This window comes from Arthrobacter sp. MYb213 (assembly GCF_002979915.1).
Classification (GTDB): domain Bacteria; phylum Actinomycetota; class Actinomycetes; order Actinomycetales; family Micrococcaceae; genus Glutamicibacter.
Genome location: NZ_PCQA01000005.1, coordinates 158213 through 177882 on the forward strand (window position 1 = coordinate 158213; position 19670 = coordinate 177882).

Annotated in this window: 18 protein-coding genes; 14 read left to right on the top strand and 4 right to left on the bottom strand. The window is 57.9% G+C overall.

The features are described 5' to 3' along the window. Window positions 1-197: 197 nt before the first annotated feature. Genes CQ011_RS13155 through sdhC form a run of 4 tightly spaced genes read right to left on the bottom strand, consistent with a single transcriptional unit; the run spans window position 198 to window position 3676 of the window. A complete protein-coding gene (locus CQ011_RS13155; protein WP_096256550.1) occupies window positions 198-980 on the bottom strand; it encodes a succinate dehydrogenase iron-sulfur subunit in 783 nt (260 codons plus the stop codon). Further along, entirely contained in the window at window positions 980-2767 is a 1788-nt protein-coding gene (sdhA, locus tag CQ011_RS13160) for a succinate dehydrogenase flavoprotein subunit (protein WP_105678177.1), read from the bottom strand. The genes CQ011_RS13155 and sdhA overlap by 1 nt, the downstream gene beginning before the upstream one ends. Before the next feature lie 48 nt (window positions 2768-2815). Beyond that, window positions 2816-3259: a succinate dehydrogenase hydrophobic membrane anchor subunit gene (locus tag CQ011_RS13165; protein WP_105678178.1), complete on the bottom strand. Its 444-nt coding sequence runs from the start codon at window positions 3257-3259 to the stop codon at window positions 2816-2818. Window positions 3260-3262: 3 nt separating this feature from the next. Continuing rightward, on the bottom strand, window positions 3263-3676 hold the full coding sequence (gene sdhC, locus CQ011_RS13170; protein ID WP_170947871.1) for a succinate dehydrogenase, cytochrome b556 subunit: 414 nt from the start codon (window positions 3674-3676) through the stop codon (window positions 3263-3265). A 246-nt stretch (window positions 3677-3922) separates the two neighbouring features. Between sdhC and CQ011_RS13175 the strand changes: the two genes are divergently transcribed. The 14 genes from CQ011_RS13175 (at window position 3923) to eno (ending at window position 19628) form a co-directional block, all read left to right on the top strand. Then, on the top strand, window positions 3923-5035 hold the full coding sequence (locus CQ011_RS13175; protein ID WP_105678179.1) for a mannose-1-phosphate guanylyltransferase: 1113 nt from the start codon (window positions 3923-3925) through the stop codon (window positions 5033-5035). A 98-nt stretch (window positions 5036-5133) separates the two neighbouring features. Continuing rightward, complete coding sequence (locus CQ011_RS13180) at window positions 5134-6330, top strand: amidohydrolase (protein WP_105678180.1); 1197 nt, start codon at window positions 5134-5136, stop codon at window positions 6328-6330. A gap of 263 nt (window positions 6331-6593) precedes the next feature. After that, complete coding sequence (locus CQ011_RS13185; protein WP_105678181.1) at window positions 6594-7682, top strand: BMP family lipoprotein; 1089 nt, start codon at window positions 6594-6596, stop codon at window positions 7680-7682. 123 nt (window positions 7683-7805) lie between these two features. Next, window positions 7806-9437, top strand: a complete 1632-nt coding sequence (locus tag CQ011_RS13190) for an ABC transporter ATP-binding protein (RefSeq protein ID WP_105678182.1) — start codon at window positions 7806-7808, stop codon at window positions 9435-9437. Continuing rightward, complete coding sequence (locus CQ011_RS13195; protein WP_219844214.1) at window positions 9434-10666, top strand: ABC transporter permease; 1233 nt, start codon at window positions 9434-9436, stop codon at window positions 10664-10666. Before CQ011_RS13190 ends, CQ011_RS13195 begins: the two co-directional genes overlap by 4 nt. Continuing rightward, window positions 10663-11943, top strand: a complete 1281-nt coding sequence (locus CQ011_RS13200; RefSeq protein WP_105678183.1) for an ABC transporter permease — start codon at window positions 10663-10665, stop codon at window positions 11941-11943. Before CQ011_RS13195 ends, CQ011_RS13200 begins: the two co-directional genes overlap by 4 nt. A gap of 8 nt (window positions 11944-11951) precedes the next feature. Beyond that, window positions 11952-12362 carry a cytidine deaminase gene (locus tag CQ011_RS13205; protein ID WP_105678184.1) on the top strand — a complete coding sequence of 137 codons (411 nt, stop codon included), beginning with the start codon at window positions 11952-11954 and terminating at the stop codon, window positions 12360-12362. Between the two features lie 57 nt (window positions 12363-12419). Continuing rightward, entirely contained in the window at window positions 12420-13733 is a 1314-nt protein-coding gene (locus CQ011_RS13210) for a thymidine phosphorylase (protein ID WP_105678185.1), read from the top strand. 431 nt (window positions 13734-14164) lie between these two features. Then, entirely contained in the window at window positions 14165-14839 is a 675-nt protein-coding gene (locus tag CQ011_RS13215; RefSeq protein ID WP_105678186.1) for a DedA family protein, read from the top strand. Between the two features lie 102 nt (window positions 14840-14941). Further along, window positions 14942-16123, top strand: a complete 1182-nt coding sequence (locus CQ011_RS13220; RefSeq protein WP_502692888.1) for an adenosine deaminase — start codon at window positions 14942-14944, stop codon at window positions 16121-16123. Window positions 16124-16438: 315 nt separating this feature from the next. Next, on the top strand, window positions 16439-16981 hold the full coding sequence (locus tag CQ011_RS13225; protein ID WP_105678188.1) for a GNAT family N-acetyltransferase: 543 nt from the start codon (window positions 16439-16441) through the stop codon (window positions 16979-16981). 26 nt (window positions 16982-17007) lie between these two features. Further along, window positions 17008-17553 (top strand): pyridoxamine 5'-phosphate oxidase family protein, encoded by a 546-nt coding sequence (locus tag CQ011_RS13230; protein WP_105678189.1) that lies wholly within the window; start codon window positions 17008-17010, stop codon window positions 17551-17553. An 18-nt stretch (window positions 17554-17571) separates the two neighbouring features. Continuing rightward, window positions 17572-18240, top strand: a complete 669-nt coding sequence (locus tag CQ011_RS13235; protein WP_105678190.1) for a MazG nucleotide pyrophosphohydrolase domain-containing protein — start codon at window positions 17572-17574, stop codon at window positions 18238-18240. 107 nt (window positions 18241-18347) lie between these two features. Further along, window positions 18348-19628 carry a phosphopyruvate hydratase gene (eno, locus tag CQ011_RS13240; RefSeq protein WP_105678191.1) on the top strand — a complete coding sequence of 427 codons (1281 nt, stop codon included), beginning with the start codon at window positions 18348-18350 and terminating at the stop codon, window positions 19626-19628. The last annotated feature ends 42 nt before the right edge of the window (window positions 19629-19670 follow it).

The window sequence follows — 19670 nt, forward strand, 5'->3', positions numbered from 1 at the left end:
GCCCAGAGGCGCAGCGTGCAAACTGGTACAAATAACCGGTGAATCCCATAGCTCCCATCATGCCATAAATTTGAATGGATCCAAATAGGGAATGTGGAATTTACCGCATTGTTGCTAGGCGTTAATTGTTCGGTTAACGCACAAAGAGGCTCGAACCAAATGGTTCGAGCCTCTTTGTGAGGACTAGGGACTAATCCTTAGACGGTGCGCGACAAGATTGCCTGCTTGACCTCGGCGATAGCCTGGGTCACCTGGATGCCACGTGGGCATGCTTCGGTGCAGTTGAAGGTGGTGCGGCAACGCCACACGCCTTCCTTATCGTTCAAGATCTCCAAACGCATATCGCCTGCATCATCGCGCGAGTCGAAGATGAAGCGGTGTGCGTTGACGATTGCTGCCGGGCCGAAGTACTGGCCATCGGTCCAGAAGACCGGGCAAGACGAGGTGCACGCGGCGCAAAGAATGCACTTGGTGGTGTCCTCGAACTTAGCGTGGTCCGCTGCCGACTGGTAACGCTCGCCCGATGGCTCGTGGCCATCGTTGATCAAGAAAGGCATGATCTCGCGGTAGGACTGGAAGAACGGTTCCATGTCGACGATGAGGTCCTTTTCAAGGGGCAGGCCCTTGATGGCTTCAACGGTGATCGGCTTGGAGGTGTCTAGATCCTTGAGCAGGGTCTTGCACGCAAGACGGTTGCGGCCGTTGATACGCATGGCATCCGAACCGCAGACGCCGTGTGCGCAAGAGCGGCGGAAGGACAGCGAACCGTCATGCTCCCACTTGACCTTGTGCAGGGCATCCAGCACGCGGTCGGTGCCGTACATGGTCAGCTTGAAGTCTTCCCAGTACGCGTCAGCGGTGCTCTCCGGGGTGTAACGGCGAACGCGCAGGGTGATGTTGAAGGTAGGGATTTCTCCGCCACCGCCAACACCTGGCTTCAGCTCGATCTTTGATGCTGGTTCCGGAAGTTCCGTGCTCATTAGTACTTACGCTCCATCGGCTGGTAACGGGTAAAGATGACGGGCTTGGTTTCCATGCGAATGCCGGAAATGCCCTCGGTGGTAGCCGTTGCGTCGCGGTAGGACATCGAGTGCTTCATGAAGTTCTCGTCGTCGCGGTTCGGGAAGTCCTCGCGGTAGTGTCCGCCGCGTGATTCCTTGCGGTGCATGGCGGCAGCGGTCATAACCTCTGCCATGTCCAGCAAGAAGCCAAGCTCGATGGCTTCCAGAAGGTCAAGGTTGAAGCGCTTGCCCTTATCCTGGACCGAAACGTTCTTGTAACGCTCACGCAGTTCTTCGATGACAACCAATGCGCGATCCAGCGAATCCTTGTCGCGGAACACCTGAACGTTAGCGTCCATGATGTCCTGAAGTTCCTTACGCAGTACCGCAACACGCTCGGTACCGGTGGAGTTCAGCATCGCGTCGATCTGGGTGCTGGTGAACTTCTCAGGATCCTCTGGAAGCTCGACGAAGTCTGCGGTAGCCGCGTACTTCGCTGCCGAGAGGCCTGCGCGCTTACCGAAGACGTTGATGTCCAGCAGCGAGTTGGTACCCAGACGGTTTGATCCGTGGACCGAAACGCAGGCGACTTCGCCGGCCGCGTAGAGACCTGGGATCACGGTGTCGTTGTCCTGCAGGACCTCGGCATCGATGTTGGTAGGGATACCACCCATGACGTAGTGCGCGGTCGGGAAGACCGGTACCGGCTCGGTGTATGGCTCTACACCCAGGTAGGTACGAGCGAACTCGGTGATGTCCGGAAGCTTCGCATCGATGTGCGCTGGTTCCAGGTGAGTGAGGTCAAGCAGTACGTAATCCTTGTTCGGACCACAGCCGCGGCCTTCGCGCACCTCATTGGCCATCGAACGTGCGACGATGTCACGCGGTGCGAGGTCCTTAATGGTTGGTGCGTAGCGCTCCATGAAGCGCTCACCTTCGGAGTTACGCAGGATTGCGCCTTCGCCACGAGCAGCCTCGGAAAGCAGGATGCCCAGACCAGCCAGGCCGGTCGGGTGGAACTGCACAAATTCCATATCTTCCAGGGGGATGCCCTTACGGAAGGCGATGCCCATGCCGTCACCGGTGAGGGTGTGGGCGTTGGAGGTGGTCTTGAAGACCTTGCCGGCGCCGCCGGTTGCGAAGACAACCGACTTGGCCTGGAAGATGTGTAGCTCGCCGGTAGCCAGATCGTAAGATACGACGCCAGCAACGCGCTTCTGCTTGTAGGCGGTGCCATCTTCGCGGTAGGCATCTTCTTCAACCATCAGCATGTCCAGCACGTAGTACTCGTTGTAGAACTCAACGTTGTGCTTGACGCAGTTTTGGTAGAGCGTCTGCAAGATCATGTGGCCGGTGCGGTCAGCTGCGTAGCAAGCACGGCGAACCGCTGCCTTGCCGTGGTCACGGGTGTGACCGCCGAAGCGACGCTGGTCAATCTTGCCCTCTGGGGTGCGGTTGAATGGCAGACCCATTTTTTCCAGGTCGAGCACGGCGTCAATGGCTTCCTTCGCCATAACCTCGGCTGCGTCCTGGTCAACCAGGTAGTCGCCACCCTTAACGGTGTCGAAGGTGTGCCACTCCCAGTTGTCTTCTTCGACGTTGGCAAGTGCTGCACACATGCCGCCCTGGGCCGCACCGGTGTGCGAACGGGTTGGGTAAAGCTTGGTTAGCACTGCGGTGTGTGCGCGCTGACCGGATTCGATCGCCGCACGCATACCTGCACCACCGGCACCGACGATGACTACGTCGTACTTGTGTACCTGCATTCTTGATGCTCTCTTTTCTAAAAAATCTTTGTGACTAAAAAGCGGGTTCTAGCACTGTGGCAACGGGCTGTTCACGATGCATGGATCGAAGGTGAAGATCACCAGGGAGCCAAGCACGATGATGAAGATCGTTGCTACGTAGAGCAGACCCTTTAGCCACGCACGGGTTGCGTGCTTCTCGGCGTAATCGTTGATGATGGTACGCACACCGTTGGTGCCGTGGAGCATCGACAACCACAGCAGTGCCAAATCCCAGAACTGCCATACTGGATCGGCCCACTTGCCGGCAACAAAGCCGAAGGAGAGGCCATTTACGCCCTCGCCGGTGAGCAGGTTAGCGATGAGGTGCCCGAAAATCAGGATGACCAGCACTACGCCGGAGAGGCGCATAAACAGCCATGCAAGCATTTCGAAGTTGCCACGCGACTTTGGTCCGCGAACATACTTCGGATCTAGACGCTGGCTACGTGGTTCAGCAATTTCTGCGCTCATGGTTTAGTGTCCTCCGAATGCAAGCGAGAGGTGACGGATTGCGAAGCCGGCGAATACAACTACCCAAACGCCGATGACACCCCACAACAGCTGACGCTGGTACTTGGTGCCCTGTTTCCAGAAGTCAACCAAGATCAAACGCAGACCATTAAACGCGTGGAAAAGGATGGCAGCGACCAAAGCGGTTTCGCCTAATGCCATCAAGGGGTTTTTGTACGTGGCAATCACTGCGTCGTATGCACTGGCATCGACGCGTACAAGTGCTGTATCAAGCACGTGCACTAAAAGAAAAAGGAAAATAACGACACCGGTGACCCGGTGTCCCACCCAGGACCACATGCCTTCACGGCCGCGGTATAGGGTGCCTGACGAAGTCTTCGACACTGAACTAAACCTCCAAGGCTCGCAACGGCGCATGTGTATATTGCACACAATGAGATTTGACGCACTTGTGCGAGCGTTCCTTGTGCGAGTCTAAACCACAAATGAGCCTTGGTTCTATCTTGAGTCTCGTGCTTGTGAGTATGTTCACCGAATAGTGGCACTTTTGCGCTTAACGGCCGGGAATAACCGCGTAATAACGCATAGTTGCATGGCGTATTTATTGGTGGCGAAACGTCTCAATGACGGGGTTTGCCCACCGAATGAATTAGTGTAGACCTCGTGAATGCAGACCTTTTAGCGCGCTTCCATGGCGTCATCCCGGCCGGTGGCGTCGGAACCCGACTGTGGCCCCTCTCCCGAGCCTCGGCTCCCAAATTCCTGCACGATCTCACCGGATCGGGCTCGACGCTAATCCGTGCGACCTTTGATCGTTTGGTCCCGCTGGCCGGCGAACGCATTATGGTCGTCACCGGCAAGGCCCACCGCGGTGCGGTAGTGGCCCAGTTGCCTGAACTCTCCGATGAAAACCTGGTGCTCGAACCCGCACCACGCGATTCGGCCGCAGCTATCGGCTTGGCCGCCGCAATTCTTTACCGCCGCGACCCCAACATCATCATGGGCTCTTTCGCCGCGGACCAAGTCATCGGCCCGGTCGAAATCTTCCAGCAGGCGCTGGTCGAAGCGATCCATACCGCGGCCACCGGCAAGATCGTCACCATTGGTATTCACCCCACTCATGCGTCTACCGCTTTTGGCTACATCAAGGCCGGCGAAACTTTGGACGTAGCTAACGCGCCTAGCGCGCGTGGTGTGGTGGAGTTCGTGGAGAAACCAGACGAAGACACCGCCCGGCGCTATCTGGCCGGAGGCGGATTCCTCTGGAACGCCGGAATGTTTGTCGCGCCCGTGGGATTGATGCTCAAACATCTTGAGGCCAATGAGCCGGCGCTTTATGCCGGACTTATGCGCATCGCCGACGCATGGGATACCGAACAGCGCGACGCGGTCATGACCGAGGCCTGGGAAGACCTGCCCAAGACCGCCATTGACTATGCGGTGGCCGAGCCGGCCGCGGCCGCCGGAGACGTCGCGGTGATCCCGGGTATTTTCAACTGGGATGACGTGGGAGACTTCGCGGCCATCGGACGCTTGAACAGCGAAGACGCCGAAGAGGGCGTCATTACCCTCGGTGAGGCGGTGCGTGTGTACGCCGATAATGCCACCGGCGTGGTCTACAGCGATCGCCCACGTGTGGTTGCGCTGATCGGTATCGATGACGTGATCGTGGTGGATACCGCCGATGCGTTGTTGGTGACCACCAAGGAGCACGCGCAAAAGGTCAAAGCGACCGTGGAGCAGCTCAAGGAGCGCGGGGACACCTCGGTCCTCTAGGCCTAGCAGAGCGCAAGACTATTTCATCGGGTGTCCAAAGATTACGTGCTGGCTAGGAAGCGCATGGCTCTGCGCGTATCTTCGTTAAGGTGTCTTCGATGAATGAAAATGGCAAGTTAGCATCCGTCCAGCAGTGGACCGAGCCGTTAGTGCCTGCGCTGTTGGACTTCCGCCGCGAGCTACACCGCAACCCGGAGCTTTCCTTCGCCGAGTTCCAGAGCACCGCACGGATCCTTAGCGCCTTGCGTGAGGCAGGGCTTGACCCGGTGCCAATGGAGCAAACCGGCGCGTTCGTCGATGTGGGGCGGGGCCCGATTCGTTTAGGTCTACGCGCCGACATTGATGCCTTGCCGGTGCTCGAAGAAACCGGGCTGGAATTCGCCTCCATGACCGACGGCGTAGCCCACGCCTGTGGCCACGACATTCACACGACGGTGATGCTCGGGGTAGCCTTGGCGCTGAAATCCATGGATGACGCAGGGGCACTGCACGGCAAAATCCGGGTGATCTTCCAGCCTGCCGAGGAAAAGCTACCTGGTGGTGCGCTCTCGGTGATCGAACAAGGCATCTTGGACGAGGTGCCCCGCGTGCTTGCACTGCACTGCGATCCGCGCATCGACGTGGGGAAGATCGGTACTCGTATTGGTGCGATCACCTCCGCCAGTGACACCATCCGCATCGAGGTTAATGGTCGGGGTGGACATACCTCGCGGCCACATCTGACCGAAGATCTTGTTTTTGCGATGAGTCAGATCGCCACCCAGGTTCCCGCGGTGCTCGGACGCAAACTTGATGTTCGTTCGGCGGTCTCGGTGGTGTGGGGTCAGATTCACGCCGGCAGCGCGCCGAACGCGATTCCGGCCACCGGTTACCTTGCTGGCACCATGCGTTGCCTCGATGGTGAGGTTTGGTATGCCGCCGGAGAGCTGCTGGATGCGACCGTACGCCAAGTTGCCGCGCCCTATGGCGTGGAAATTAAAATGCAGCACACCCGCGGGGTTCCGCCGGTAATTAATGCTCCGGCCGAGACCGCGTTGATCGAAGACGCGGCGCGCCGCGAGTTCGGCGCCGCCTCCATCGAGCTAACTCCGCAGTCCATGGGTGGGGAAGACTTTGCCTGGATGACGCAGAAGGTTTCTGGGGCGATGTTGCGCTTGGGTACTCGCACCCCGGGCGGCAAAACCTTCGACCTGCATCGTGGGGACTACAACCCAGACGAGCGCAGCATCTCCGTTGGCGTCCGACTGATGGCAGCGGCTGCCATTCAAGCCATCGACGAAGCGCTGGCCAACTAGGGGAAACCCGAAATTTTTTAACACTTGTTTGACGCTTTAATAAACTGTCATCTGACTTGGGTATTGGCGTTAAGCGCTTGCCGTAACGTGGTCTGGAAGTTACCGGTTTGTAATCTTCAACGTCTTTACCTACGGCGTATCTCCGATAGGCTATGGAAACGATGGGAAAGCTAGTACTTTTGTGCCACTCGCGAAGGTCAACTTCGCGAATCTAAAGGTTCCTCGCCTCCCGGTAATCTCGCACTTCACTCATGGAGGTTTAGATGCGCTTCTTATCGCGCAAGACCGGTGTGGCCGCGGCCATGCTCGGCATTTCAGCTTTGGCGTTAAGCGCCTGTGGCGCAGCCCCAGAAGAATCCGGCAAAGCCGCCGGAAACTCTGACTACATTGGCTGCATCGTTTCCGACTCCGGCGGATTTGATGACCAGTCCTTCAACCAGTCCTCGCACCGTGGTCTGATGGCTGCTGCCGATGATATTGGTTTTAAGCCACGCGAGGCAGAGTCGAAGTCCAACTCGGACTTCGCCACTAACCTCACTGGCATGATGAATGCCGGTTGTAATCTGACCGTCACCGTTGGCTTCTTGCTGGGCGATGCGACTGCGCAGGCCGCCGCCTCGAACCCTGAAAAGCACTTCGCGATCGTCGACTTCCAGTACGACAAGCCGATCGAAAACGTTAAGCCGATCATTTATGACACGGCTCAGGCAGCATACCTGGCAGGCTACGCAGCAGCTGCAGCCTCCGAAACCGGCACCGTTGCTACCTTCGGCGGAATCAAGATCCCAACCGTCACCATCTTCATGGACGGCTTCGCCGACGGCGTCGCCAAGTTCAACGAAGACAAGGGCGAGAACGTCAAGCTCCTTGGCTGGGACAAGAAGAAGCAGGACGGTACCTTCACCGGCGACTTCGAAAAGCAGGATAAGGGCAAGCAGGTGACCAAGAACTTCATCGACAACGGTGCAGACGTGGTCATGCCGGTTGCCGGTCCTGTCGGTAAGGGCGCAGGCGCTGCCGTAGTTGACGCAAACAAGGGCGGCAAGGACGTCAAGCTGGTTTGGGTTGACTCCGATGGTTACGAAACCGCACCTGATTACAAGGCTGTCATGCTCACTTCCGTGGTCAAGACCATGGACAAGGCGGTTGAAGAAGTGATCGTCTCCGACGCCGATGGCAAGTTCGACGCCACCCCATACGTGGGTACCTTGGAGAACGAGGGTGTGGCTCTGGCCCCATTCCACGACTTTGATTCCAAGGTCTCCGATGAGACCAAGTCCGAACTGGACGCACTGAAGGCATCGATTATTTCGGGCGACCTGAAGGTTGAATCGAAGGCTAGCCCTAAGTAGGGTTTGCTGCACCACAAAGTAAGTCATCTGAGCGCGTCACCGCTCACCGCCTGAGCGGTGAACTGGTGACGCGCTCTATGACTGCCCACCGCCCAACAACCGAACAACAAAGATGGTGGAATCGTGAAACTCGAACTACGAGGAATCTCGAAAGCCTTCGGTTCTTTCTACGCCAATAAGGATATCGACCTAGTGGTCGATAATGCCCAAATCCACTGTTTGCTCGGTGAAAATGGCGCGGGAAAGTCCACGCTGATGAACGTGCTCTACGGCCTGTATCAGCCGACCGAGGGTCAAATCCTGATCGACGATAAGCCCGTGCAATTCTCCGGGCCAGGCGACGCGATGGCAGCGGGCATCGGCATGGTGCACCAGCACTTTATGCTGATCCCGGTCTTCACCGTCGCCGAAAACATTGCTCTGGGAGCCGAGGCCACAAAGGCCGGCGGCGTCCTGGACCTTCAAATTACGCGCAAGAAGATCCGCGAAATCTCCGATCGTTACGGGTTCGACGTTGACCCCGACGCGATCGTCGAGGATTTGCCGGTCGGCGTGCAGCAGCGCGTGGAAATTATCAAGGCCCTGGTCCGTGAGGCGAAGGTGCTCATCCTTGATGAGCCGACCGCGGTGCTGACCCCGCAGGAAACCGACGAGCTGTTGGACATCATGCGACAGCTCAAGGCCAATGGCACCTCGATCGTGTTTATCTCGCACAAACTGCGCGAGGTCCGTGCGGTCTCCGACGTGATCACCGTGGTGCGCCGCGGTTTGGTGATCGATTCGGTGCCCCCCGAAACTTCCACCACCGACCTGGCTAACCTGATGGTCGGCCGTGCGGTGCAACTAAACCTGAACAAGGAAGCGGCCACCCCGGGCGCCGCCAGCTTGATGGTGCGCGATGTGAGCGTGGTTAACGCTGCGGGCACCACCACCTTGGACCACGTCTCCTTCGAGATCCACCAGGGCGAAATCCTCGCCGTGGCAGGTGTGCAGGGCAACGGGCAGACCGAGCTGACCGAGGCGATCTTGGGTACTCAGCCGGTCACCGCCGGGTCGATCAAACTTGATGGGCAAGAACTTGTGGGCAAGTCGGTCAAGGCGGTCTTGCGTGCCGGAGTCGGCTTTGTCCCCGAGGACCGCTCGGTGCATGGGCTGGTCACCCAGTTCTCCATCGAAGAGAACCTGATTCTGGACCTGTATGACCGCAAACCATTCGGCAAGGGCATCTCGATGAACCTTGACGCGATGAAAAAGAACGCGACCAAGCAGATCGCCGACTTTGACGTGCGTACCGATAACCCGTTGAACCCGGCCTCAAGCCTGTCCGGTGGTAACCAGCAAAAGGTCGTGATGGCCCGCGAGCTCAGCCGCGACTTGAAGCTGTTCATCGCCTCGCAGCCTACCCGCGGGGTGGACGTGGGTTCCATTGAATTCTTGCACCGGCGCATCGTCGCCGAACGCGACAAGGGAACCCCGGTGATGATCGTGTCCACCGAGCTGGACGAAGTGATGGAACTGGCGGACCGCATCGCGGTGCTCTACAAGGGCAAGATCAACGGCATCGTGCCGGGCAACACCTCCCGCGAGGTGCTTGGCCTGATGATGGCCGGAGTCTCCCAAGAGGACGCGATCAGCCAGGCCGACTTCGTCAAGGCCGATGCCGAACCGCTCGAAGCGCAACCGGTAGTTAGCCAAGCGCCGCCGAGCCCCCACAAACCTAAGCACAGCACCACAGCGGAAGGAGATGCGCAGTGAGTGAGCAAACCATCGGTCAACCGCCTGCCGGCGAGAAGCCGGTAGCGCCGCCCGAGGCCAAGAACTCGAATAACGAGCTATTTCGTAAAATCACGCAGGGTCCGGGTCTCGTCTCGGTGCTCGGTGTTTTTGTTGCGCTGGTCATCGGCGGACTGCTGGTGGCTGTCACCGACAAAAAAGTCATCGAGACCTCAAGCTACGTCTTCGCCCGCCCCAGCGATTTTTTCAGCCAGCTGTGGCGCGCCGGCACCGAGAGTTATGTGGCGCTGTTTAACGGCTCCATTTACAACTCCGCACAGGGTTTTTCCCCCTTCCTGGAGACGCTTACGGTCTCCACTCCGCTGATTTGTGCGGGTTTGGGCGTTGCCCTAGCCTTCCGCGCTGGCATGTTCAACATCGGTGCCCAAGGTCAGATCATTATCGGCGCCACCATGGCCGGTTATGTCGGATTCGCTTGGCATCTACCGTTGGTGCTGCACCTATTGCTGGTAGTGCTCTTCGGTCTGCTCGGCGGCGCACTATGGGGCGGGCTGGTAGGCCTGCTTAAAGCTCGCACCGGCGCGCACGAAGTGATCTTGACGATCATGTTCAACTACGTGGCGCTGTACCTGCTGGACTTCTTGATGAATACCACCGCCTTTAGGCGTCCCGGTGAGACCAACCCGATCTCCCCGATCCTGGATGCTAATGCGACCTTCCCGGCAATGACCGGCTCGCGTTTGCACCTAGGTTTTGTGATGGCAATCTTATTGACGGTGCTGGTGGCCTGGATGCTTAAACGCTCCACCTTGGGCTTCGAATTCCGTGCGGTGGGGCATAACCCTGAAGCCGCACGCACCGCCGGCGTGAACGTCGCGCGCACCACCATCTTGGCGATGGCCTTTGCCGGCGCGCTGGCAGGCGCCGCTGGTGTTGCGCAGGTAGCCGGCACCGAGAAGGTGCTCACCGTCGGCGTGGCAGGTTCGCTGGGCTTTGACGCGATCACCGTCGCGCTGCTTGGCCGCTCCACCCCGTGGGGAACCTTCTTTGCTGGTTTGCTCTTCGGTGCCTTCCGCGCCGGTGCGGTCAACATGCAGATTTCCACCGGAACCCCGATCGATATTGTCTTGGTGGTGCAGTCGCTGATCGTGCTGTTCATCGCCGCCCCACCGCTGGTGAAGTCGATCTTTGGGATGAATCCTAAAAAGCGCGTCCGCAAAACCGAAACCATCAAGGCAGGTGCCAAGTGACCACCACGACCTCAGCCGCCCTGCAGCCGTCGATCTCCCTGTTACCCAGCAAGAAGACTCCGATAGTGCTCAGCGTGATCGCCTTGATCACGCTGATCAGCTTCGGTTTCTTAGGTAGCAATCAGGCCGCGAACTTCTCGCTGAGCACTAACACCGATGCGTTTAAGATCCCCGACCTAGTCTTCCCGGGGATGGCCACGAATATCGTCTTCGGTGTGCTGCTGCTCGCGGTGGCCGGCTACTCCTGGTGGTTGCGTTCCAAGGGACGCACCTTGCCCACCTACGCGGTAGTCCTTGCCGCCGTGCTGTTTGTGCTCGGCTTCCTGATTTGGGTGGTCTCTGGCGCGAATATCAACAGTATTTCGCTGGCCAGCCTGCTGGCCGGTGCGGTAGTGCTTGCCGTCCCACTGGTGTTCGGTTCGCTGTCCGGGGTGCTCTGTGAGCGTGCCGGCGTGGTCAACATCGCCATCGAAGGCCAGCTGCTCGGTGGCGCGTTTACCGCGGCGATTGTCGCTTCGATCACCAAGAGCGCCTTTGCCGGGCTGATCGCAGCGGGTATCGCCGGCGCGCTGGTCTCCCTGGTGCTCGCGTTATTTGCAATCAAGTACATGGTCAACCAGATCATCGTCGGTGTGGTGCTCAACGTGCTCGTCTCGGGTATCACCGGGTTCCTATTTACCACGGTGATGCAAGAAGATCCCGAACTGTTCAACTCCCCGGCGCACCTGCCGGTAGTCGCGATCCCTGGGCTGAGTGCCATTCCGGTGCTGGGCCCGATCCTGTTCAAGCAGTCGGTCATCGGCTACCTGATGTATCTTGCGGTCTTCCTGGTCTGGTTCGGGTTGTTCAAAACCCGTTGGGGCCTGCGGGTACGTGCGGTCGGCGAACACCCGAAGGCGGCCGACACCCTAGGCATCAAGGTCAACGCCACCCGCTTCTGGAATGTCACCCTCGGCGGCATCATCGCCGGTATTGGCGGCTCCTTCTTCACCCTGGTGGCCATCGACTCCTTCACCAAGGAAATCTCTGGCGGACGTGGCTTCATCGCGTTGGCCGCGGTGATCTTTGGACGCTGGAACCCGATCGGCGCCTTCGCCGCAGCGTTGCTCTTCGGCTTCGCTGACAACCTCCAGGTGATCCTCACGATCATCGGCACCCCGGTGCCAAGCCAGTTCATGGCAATGATGCCGTATCTGGTGACGATCTTCGCCGTCGCCGGTCTGGTGGGCCGCTCACGCGGACCTGCGGCCGCCGGCGAACCATATGTGAAGGAATAACAATTCTCATGGAAAACAACACCGCGCCGTGGTCGCAGCTTGAAGCTGCGGCCGCGGCGGCGCTGTCCAAGGCGTACGCACCCTACTCGAAGTTCCGGGTCGGCGCCGCGGCACTGACCACCGAGGGACGGTTGATCTCCGGTTGCAATATTGAAAACGCCGCATATGGGGTGACCCTGTGCGCTGAATGTGCCATGGTCGGTGAACTATTTGCCGGTGGCGGCGGGAAACTTCAATACTTTTTGTGCTTGGGCCAGCTCGAAGATGGTGCGGTTGCGCTGATCACCCCTTGTGGCCGCTGCCGTCAGCTGCTCTTTGAACATCGCGCGCCGGGTATGGAAGTACAAACCGATACCGGGGTACTGAGCATGGAGCAGTTATTGCCCTATGCCTTTGGACCCAACGACATTTCACTGTAAGCAGTAGTTTCCCAACGGTCTCAAACACCGACGATTTTCACCAGTAAGGAGCCGAAAGTGGCTACCGAAGCATTCAGCACCGTTGACATCATTCGTACCAAACGCGATGGCGGAATCCTCAGCGATGAGATGATCGACTGGACCATCGACGCCTACACCCGCGGGGCCATCGCCGAAGAACAAATGTCCGCGCTGAATATGGCGATTTTTTTCCAAGGTATGAACCGCAAGGAAATCTCGCGCTGGACCCACGCGATGATTAACTCCGGTGAGCGCATGGATTTCTCCGGGCTCAAGGATGCCACCGGGAAAATCTTGGCTACCACCGACAAGCACTCCACCGGTGGGGTAGGGGACAAGATCACCTTGCCCCTGGCACCCCTGGTCGCCAGCTTTGGTGTTGCCGTTCCGCAGCTTTCGGGCCGCGGACTGGGCCACACCGGCGGCACCCTGGACAAGCTCGAAGCGATCCCGGGCTGGCGCGCGGCGCTATCCAACGAGGAAATGTTTGCTCAGCTTTCCGGTGCTGGAGCGGTCATTTGCGCGGCCGGAACTGGGCTGGCTCCGGCCGATAAAAAACTCTATGCACTGCGTGATGTGACCGCGACGGTAGATTCGTTGCCATTGATTGCTTCCTCGATTATGAGCAAGAAGATCGCCGAGGGCACCGGGACGCTGATCTTGGATGTGAAGGTCGGTTCCGGCGCATTTATGAAGGACGAGGCCATGGCTCGCGAGCTGGCCGAAACGATGGTCTACCTAGGTACGGACGCCGGGGTGAATACCGTGGCGCTGCTGACAAATATGGACACCCCACTGGGCTTGACCGCCGGTAACGCGATCGAGGTAGATGAATCCGTGGAGGTGCTCGCCGGCGGGGGACCGGAAGACGTGATCGAGCTGACCGTCGCCTTGGCCACCGAGATGCTGGCAGGAGCCGGGATCACCGACGTGGACGTGCGCGGCGCGCTCAATAATGGACAGGCCATGGACCGTTGGCGTCAGATGATCATCGCTCAGGGTGGCGACCCGGATGCGAAGTTGCCGGTGGCCAAGGAATCGCACACCGTATACGCGCAGGCGGAAGGTGCGTTGTTAAAGCTCGACGCCATGGATATTGGTCTGGCTGCCTGGAGCCTGGGTGCTGGGCGTGCGCGCAAGGAAGACTCGGTGCAGGCAGGAGCCGGCGTGCGCTTGCACGTGAAGCCAGGCGCCCTGGTGCGCCGCGGACAGCCAATCGCCACCTTGCTCACCGATACCCCGGAGAAGTTCCCGCGTGCTATCGAACTGGTGGAAAAAGCGATCCTGATCGGCTCGGATACCGACCGTGCAGATACCCGACTGATCTTGGGTCGGATCGCAGCAAAATAATTTTGTTGAATTAGGTCGAAGTCACTTTGACTTGTTTTATATCCGGCGACAGCAGTGAAGTTGATTCCCTGCTGTCGCCGGTTTTTTCTGTCCGCTGACCTGTTCCAAACAGCTAAGACAGCTAACGTTGCATATCTAGAAACTTGCGAGGTTTGTCGTGTCAGCATTTTTATCCCAGAGCTTCGACTTGAGAAGTGCTAGCCAGGGCGAGTAACTTCATCCAGGGAACTCAAAATGATGCTCACCAGTAACTCCCAGCAAACTCGCGGGAACCAAAATGCCATAGTCAATCGTTCAATAGGTGAGTCCGCCGGGAGGTGTGTCTCAAGAAATTCCACAATACGACGAAGGTTGGATGCCAAGGCACCAATCCTCGAGTGAGAATGGATAATCGGCGCACACGCGCATGCTCGGGGAAGAAGTAAAGATTAATGGAACTGATCAACGAGGCAATCACGCAGGCTGCAAGTGCGTGGTGGGTTTTGCCGTTGCTGTTCTTATTCTGCATGGTTGATGCTTTCTTCCCGATAGTGCCTTCCGAATCTTTTCTCGTCTCGCTTGCTGCCGTGGGCATCAGCACCGGGACGCCCAACTTGTTCCTCGTCGCGTTGCTCGGCATCACCGGAGCAATTCTGGGCGACCAAATCACCTTCTTCATCGGGCGCAAACTGGGTGCGAAGGGATTCCTTTGGATGCGCGGTGCCAGAGCCCAGCGGGTGCTGCGGTTCTCCGCACGAAAGCTTGAAACCTCCGGCGCACTTTTGATCTTCACCGCAAGATATATCCCCATTGGCCGGGTGGCGGTGAATCTGACCGCCGGGGCTACCGGCTTCAGCCACCGCCGGTTCACGCTCTTCGACATGATCGGCTGTATCACCTGGGGTGCCTATTCGGTAGGTATCGGAGCGCTGGCGGGAAACTGGCTGGCACACAACAAACTGGTCGGAATCATCGCCTCAGTAGTGATCGCCGTGGTCTTGGGTTACCTCATTGATTTGCTGGTTAATCGTGTGTTGAAAAAGTACGGTAAGCGTCCGCAAAAGGCCGATACCGTGCAATCGACCGGGGTATTGGAACTTGTTCCGCCGGAGCATAAGCAGGGTTAACCTGCTAGCTTGACGATGGTCACATACAGGCTCGCAGATCTTTACCCATTAGAACTATCTGTGCGGACAAAATACGACTAGGCTCGACCTGTGACTGAAGAAATGATTCATCTTGCCTATGATCCCGAGTTCGACTTCCGGGATCTGCCCAAAGTTTCGCTACATGACCACCTAGACGGTGGCTTGCGCCCGCAAACCATCATCGAGTTGTCGGCGGAGGTCGGCCATGAGCTACCTGCCACCGAGGCTGAAGCCTTGGCTGACTGGTTCCATGAATCGGCTGACTCCGGTTCATTGCCACGCTACTTAGAGACCTTCGAACACACCCTTGCGGTTATGCAGACGCGTGACGCGTTGATCCGTGTGGCTCGCGAATTCGTAGAGGACCTCGCCGCCGACGGCGTGATCTACGGCGAAGTACGCTACGCACCAGAACAACACCTACGCGAAGGTCTGAGCCTGGACGACGTCGTTGATGCCGTACAAGAAGGCATGGAGCAGGCCGTAGAGGCGCTCAACAACGAGGGCCACCCAATTCAGGTGGGTCAGGTCATCTCTGCCATGCGCCAGGCTGACCGCGGTCTGGAAATCGCACAGCTAGCCTTGCGTCACCGTGGACATGGTGTTGTCGGGTTCGACATCGCCGGGCCCGAAGAAGGATTCCCGGCCTCGCGGATGAAGGAAGCCTTCGACCTGCTAGCGGAAAACCTCTTCCCGACGACCGTGCACGCTGGCGAAGGCGCCGGCCTAGACTCGATCAAGGACGCGATCTTGGCTGGCCGTGCCACCCGTTTGGGCCATGGCGTACGCGTTGCCGAAGATATCGAAATTGAATTCGGTGGCGTTGATGATGACGGGGAAACCCTGGATCAGGACACCGGACTGGTTGCCTTGGGCCCAGTGGCCAACTGGGTTCGTGAACGTGGAATTCCACTGGAGATCTGCCCATCGTCCAACCTGCAGACCGGTGCTACCGCCTCCTTCGGCGAGGGAATTGAATCCCACCCGATCGACCTGCTGGTGCAGACCGGTTTTAACGTCACGATCTCCCCGGATAACCGTCTGATGAGTGGCACCAGCCTGTCCGACGAGTTCGAACTGCTGGTCGAAGCCTTCGACTATGACCTCGAAGACCTGCTGGATCTGACATTGAACGCAGCCGAGGCTGCCTTCGTACCGTTGGAAATGCGTGAACTGCTGGTTGAATACATCAACGATTACTACGCCGACTTGCTCGACGAAGACGACGATGATGATGACGACGAGGAATACGAAGAGATCTAATTCTCGACGCATCTTTTGATCACAAGGGTCACCTTTACGGTGGCCCTTGTTGGTTTTTAACGACCTGCATCAGGGATGGAAATATAACTTTTGCGAACACCGTCGTGGATTTATCGTTGTCAGCGTTTAACTTCGAATACCACCGGCGAGAAGTAATGATGTTCTGTGAGCCTTTTTCAGCTGAGCAATGATGGCTGCTCACCCCTGCCTTCGCCGTTCCTTGAAACAAGCGCAAGAACGTGAGCACGGCCCTTGGCTGACTGCCTTGGTGCATTTTTCAGGCACGGTTTGAGCTCAAGCAGATAAGGTCGACTCATGCCCATCACTTTTGTCGTCATGAACGAAACTGATACCGACGAAGTCGTCGCCTTCTTGGTATCCAACTCATTCCCCTTTCATGTTCAGCCCGCGGCACAGGAGCCGGGTACCAGAGCAAAAGTTGTTGCGGGACGCTTCTGGAACGAAGATACCCAAGGCTACTGGATCAATAACGATGGCCGCCGAGTGGGAATGGTCGCCTTGGAAGACCTGCAAGATGAAGACTCTCCAGTGTTTGATCTGCGGTTGGCCGAAGATCAGCGGGGTAAGGGACTTGGGTTAAAAGTCCTTCGCGCGCTTTGTGATCTAGTTTTTCAGACTATGCCTCAGGTGTTGCGATTTGAAGGTCAGACGAGGGAGGACAACATCGCCATGAGAAAGACGTTCTTGCGTGCCGGGTTTGTGAAGGAAGCGCATTATCGGATGGCGTGGCCGACCAGTGATGGGCGATACCTCGCCTCGGTGGCATACACCATGTTGCGCCAAGACTGGGCAAATCACACAGTCACCGCTTTTGACTGGGATGACCTCGCACCTTAGGTTTCTACGTCAACTATGCTCATAGCGTGGGTAAAATATACGAGGAAATCGACGAGAACCTGAAGGCTTGGATCGGGCAACAGCCAATGTGGTTTGTGGCCACCGCGCCACTTTCCGCCCAAGGGCATGTGAATATGTCACCACGGGGTTTGGATTCCTTTTCGATTTTGGGACCCAACCGGGTCGCCTGGGTGGACTACACCGGAAGCGGCGTAGAAACGATTGCGCACCTGCGCGAAAACGGTCGGATCTGCCTGATGTTTAACTCCTTCGAGCAACGGCCACGCATTGTTCGGCTACATGGTCAGGGAACGGTACACGTTCCGGGTGATCAAGTATTTGACCAAGTAGTTGCCTTGCACCCCACAAACTTGGGTACCCGCGCTGTCATCGAGGTAGAAGTGACTCGGATCAGTGACTCTTGCGGCTGGGGTGTTCCACAAATGGAGCTGACCGGTGAACGCGACACCATGGATCTCTGGGCGCAGAAAAAGGGCGAAGCGGGGCTGAAAGAATATCGCGAGCAGAAGAATTCTTTGAGCATCGATGGCCTGCCGGGGCTGGGCTCATGATGTGATTAGCTTGTCTTTATGCGAAGTGAGAGCGAACTAGACCGGCTCATCGGGATTATTGAAACCCTGCGAGAACGCTGTGCCTGGACCGGCGCGTTGACTCACGAGTCGCTGCGCACCTATTTAGTTGAGGAATCCTATGAGGTGCTCGACGCTATCGGAGCGAAGGATCCGCAACTGTTGTGCGAGGAACTTGGAGACTTGCTCTTCCAGATTTTATTGCATGCACAAATCGCAAAAGAGCAGGAAAACTTCGGTCTACAGGACGTAGCTAAAGCCCTGGCCGACAAACTTTTGCGGCGTAACCGCCACGTCTTTGATGCTCAGGGAAATCTCGAGCCGGTAATCACCGAAGATGTTGCGCAGATTATTCGCATTTGGGATGCGGCGAAACAAGCCGAACGTGCCGGGGCGCCAAAACGAAAGAATGCAGGGCTTCCTGCAGGTCTTCCCGCGCTGACCTTGTCACAAAAGTTATTGGATCGCCACCACCGTGCAGGTGCCACAAATCTTCCCGAGGCCACCGAGCAAATGCGTGCCCGGGTGCACGATGAGCAGGGTCTTGGCGCAGAATTACTGGCCTTGTCTGCCCGCGCCGAAGAGCTGGGGTTAGACGCCGAATCGGTGCTGCGTGATGCCTTGACGAAAAAATATGCAGGGATGAAGAACGAAACAACGTCGCCCTAACAAGGTGTGACGCGCTAGGCTAGGAGCAGGCAATGGTGCCAACGGTCGATCGGACCGCTGGATCGACCAGCCCTTAGACAACCCCTTTATACAAGGAGTCCTTACTCATGGCATTGATTGACGCCATTCACGCGCGCGAAATTCTCGATTCCCGCGGAAATCCGACCGTTGAGGTCGAGGTTCTACTCACCGATGGTGCCCACGGCCGCGCCGCGGTTCCATCCGGTGCATCCACCGGCCAGTTCGAAGCCGCGGAACGTCGCGACGGGGACAAGAAGCGTTACCTAGGCAAGGGCGTGTTGGGCGCTGTTGCATCGGTCATCGAAGAGATCGCCGACGAGTTGGAAGGCCTTGACGCCACCGACCAGCGCTCCATCGACCAGGCAATGATCGAGTTGGACGGTACCGAGAATAAGTCAAAGCTCGGCGCCAACGCCATCTTGGGTGTTTCCCTGGCCGTGGCCAACGCTGCAGCCGCCAGCGCCAACCTGCCACTGTTCAAGTACCTGGGCGGCCCGAACGCACACGTACTGCCGGTGCCACTGATGAACATCCTCAACGGTGGCTCCCATGCCGACTCCGATGTGGACATCCAGGAATTCATGATCGCCCCACTGGGTGCGGAAACGTTCTCCGAGGGTCTGCGCTGGGGCGTTGAGGTTTACCACAACCTCAAGGCCGTACTGCAGGAAAAGAACCTGTCCACCGGTTTGGGCGACGAGGGCGGCTTCGCGCCGAACCTGCCAAGCAACCGTGCGGCACTGGAACTGATCACCGAAGCCATCAAGCGCGCCGGGTACACCCCGGGCAAGGACATCGCTCTGGCGTTGGACGTTGCTTCCTCGGAGTTCTACGAGAACGGCGCCTACCAGTTCGAGGGCGAAGCTCGCAGCGCTCAGCAGATGAGCGATTACTACGCTCAGCTCGTTGCAGACTTCCCACTGGTTTCCATCGAAGATCCACTCGATGAGAACGACTGGGAAGGTTGGAAGACCCTCACCGACAACATTGGTGACAAGGTTCAGCTGGTCGGAGATGACTTGTTCGTCACCAACCCAGTGCGTTTGGCGCAGGGCATCAAGTCCGACACCGCGAACTCGCTGCTGGTGAAGGTTAACCAGATCGGCACCCTGACCGAAACCTTGGACGCCATCTCGATGGCCCAGCGCGCCGGTTACACCACGATCACCTCGCACCGTTCGGGCGAGACCGAGGATGTCACCATCGCGGAGATCTGCGTGGCAACCAACGCAGGTCAGATCAAGACCGGTGCTCCGGCCCGAAGCGAGCGCGTAGCAAAGTACAACCAGCTGCTACGTATCGAAGAGGACCTGGGCGAGGCAGCAGTTTACGCAGGAACCAGCGCGTTCCCGCGTTTCAACAGCTAATATTCAGGTAAAACGCATAAGCTCGTCGGTAGTGGATACCGA

Coding starts and splice junctions, on each gene's coding strand:
- CQ011_RS13155 (WP_096256550.1), bottom strand. CDS start 980: ATGAGCACGGAACTTCCGGAACCAGCATCAAAGATCGAGCTGAAGCCA.
- sdhA (WP_105678177.1), bottom strand. CDS start 2,767: ATGCAGGTACACAAGTACGACGTAGTCATCGTCGGTGCCGGTGGTGCA.
- CQ011_RS13165 (WP_105678178.1), bottom strand. CDS start 3,259: ATGAGCGCAGAAATTGCTGAACCACGTAGCCAGCGTCTAGATCCGAAG.
- sdhC (WP_170947871.1), bottom strand. CDS start 3,676: ATGCGCCGTTGCGAGCCTTGGAGGTTTAGTTCAGTGTCGAAGACTTCG.
- CQ011_RS13180 (WP_105678180.1), top strand. CDS start 5,134: ATGAATGAAAATGGCAAGTTAGCATCCGTCCAGCAGTGGACCGAGCCG.
- CQ011_RS13185 (WP_105678181.1), top strand. CDS start 6,594: ATGCGCTTCTTATCGCGCAAGACCGGTGTGGCCGCGGCCATGCTCGGC.
- CQ011_RS13205 (WP_105678184.1), top strand. CDS start 11,952: ATGGAAAACAACACCGCGCCGTGGTCGCAGCTTGAAGCTGCGGCCGCG.
- CQ011_RS13215 (WP_105678186.1), top strand. CDS start 14,165: ATGGAACTGATCAACGAGGCAATCACGCAGGCTGCAAGTGCGTGGTGG.
- CQ011_RS13220 (WP_502692888.1), top strand. CDS start 14,942: ATGATTCATCTTGCCTATGATCCCGAGTTCGACTTCCGGGATCTGCCC.
- CQ011_RS13225 (WP_105678188.1), top strand. CDS start 16,439: ATGCCCATCACTTTTGTCGTCATGAACGAAACTGATACCGACGAAGTC.
- CQ011_RS13235 (WP_105678190.1), top strand. CDS start 17,572: ATGCGAAGTGAGAGCGAACTAGACCGGCTCATCGGGATTATTGAAACC.
- eno (WP_105678191.1), top strand. CDS start 18,348: ATGGCATTGATTGACGCCATTCACGCGCGCGAAATTCTCGATTCCCGC.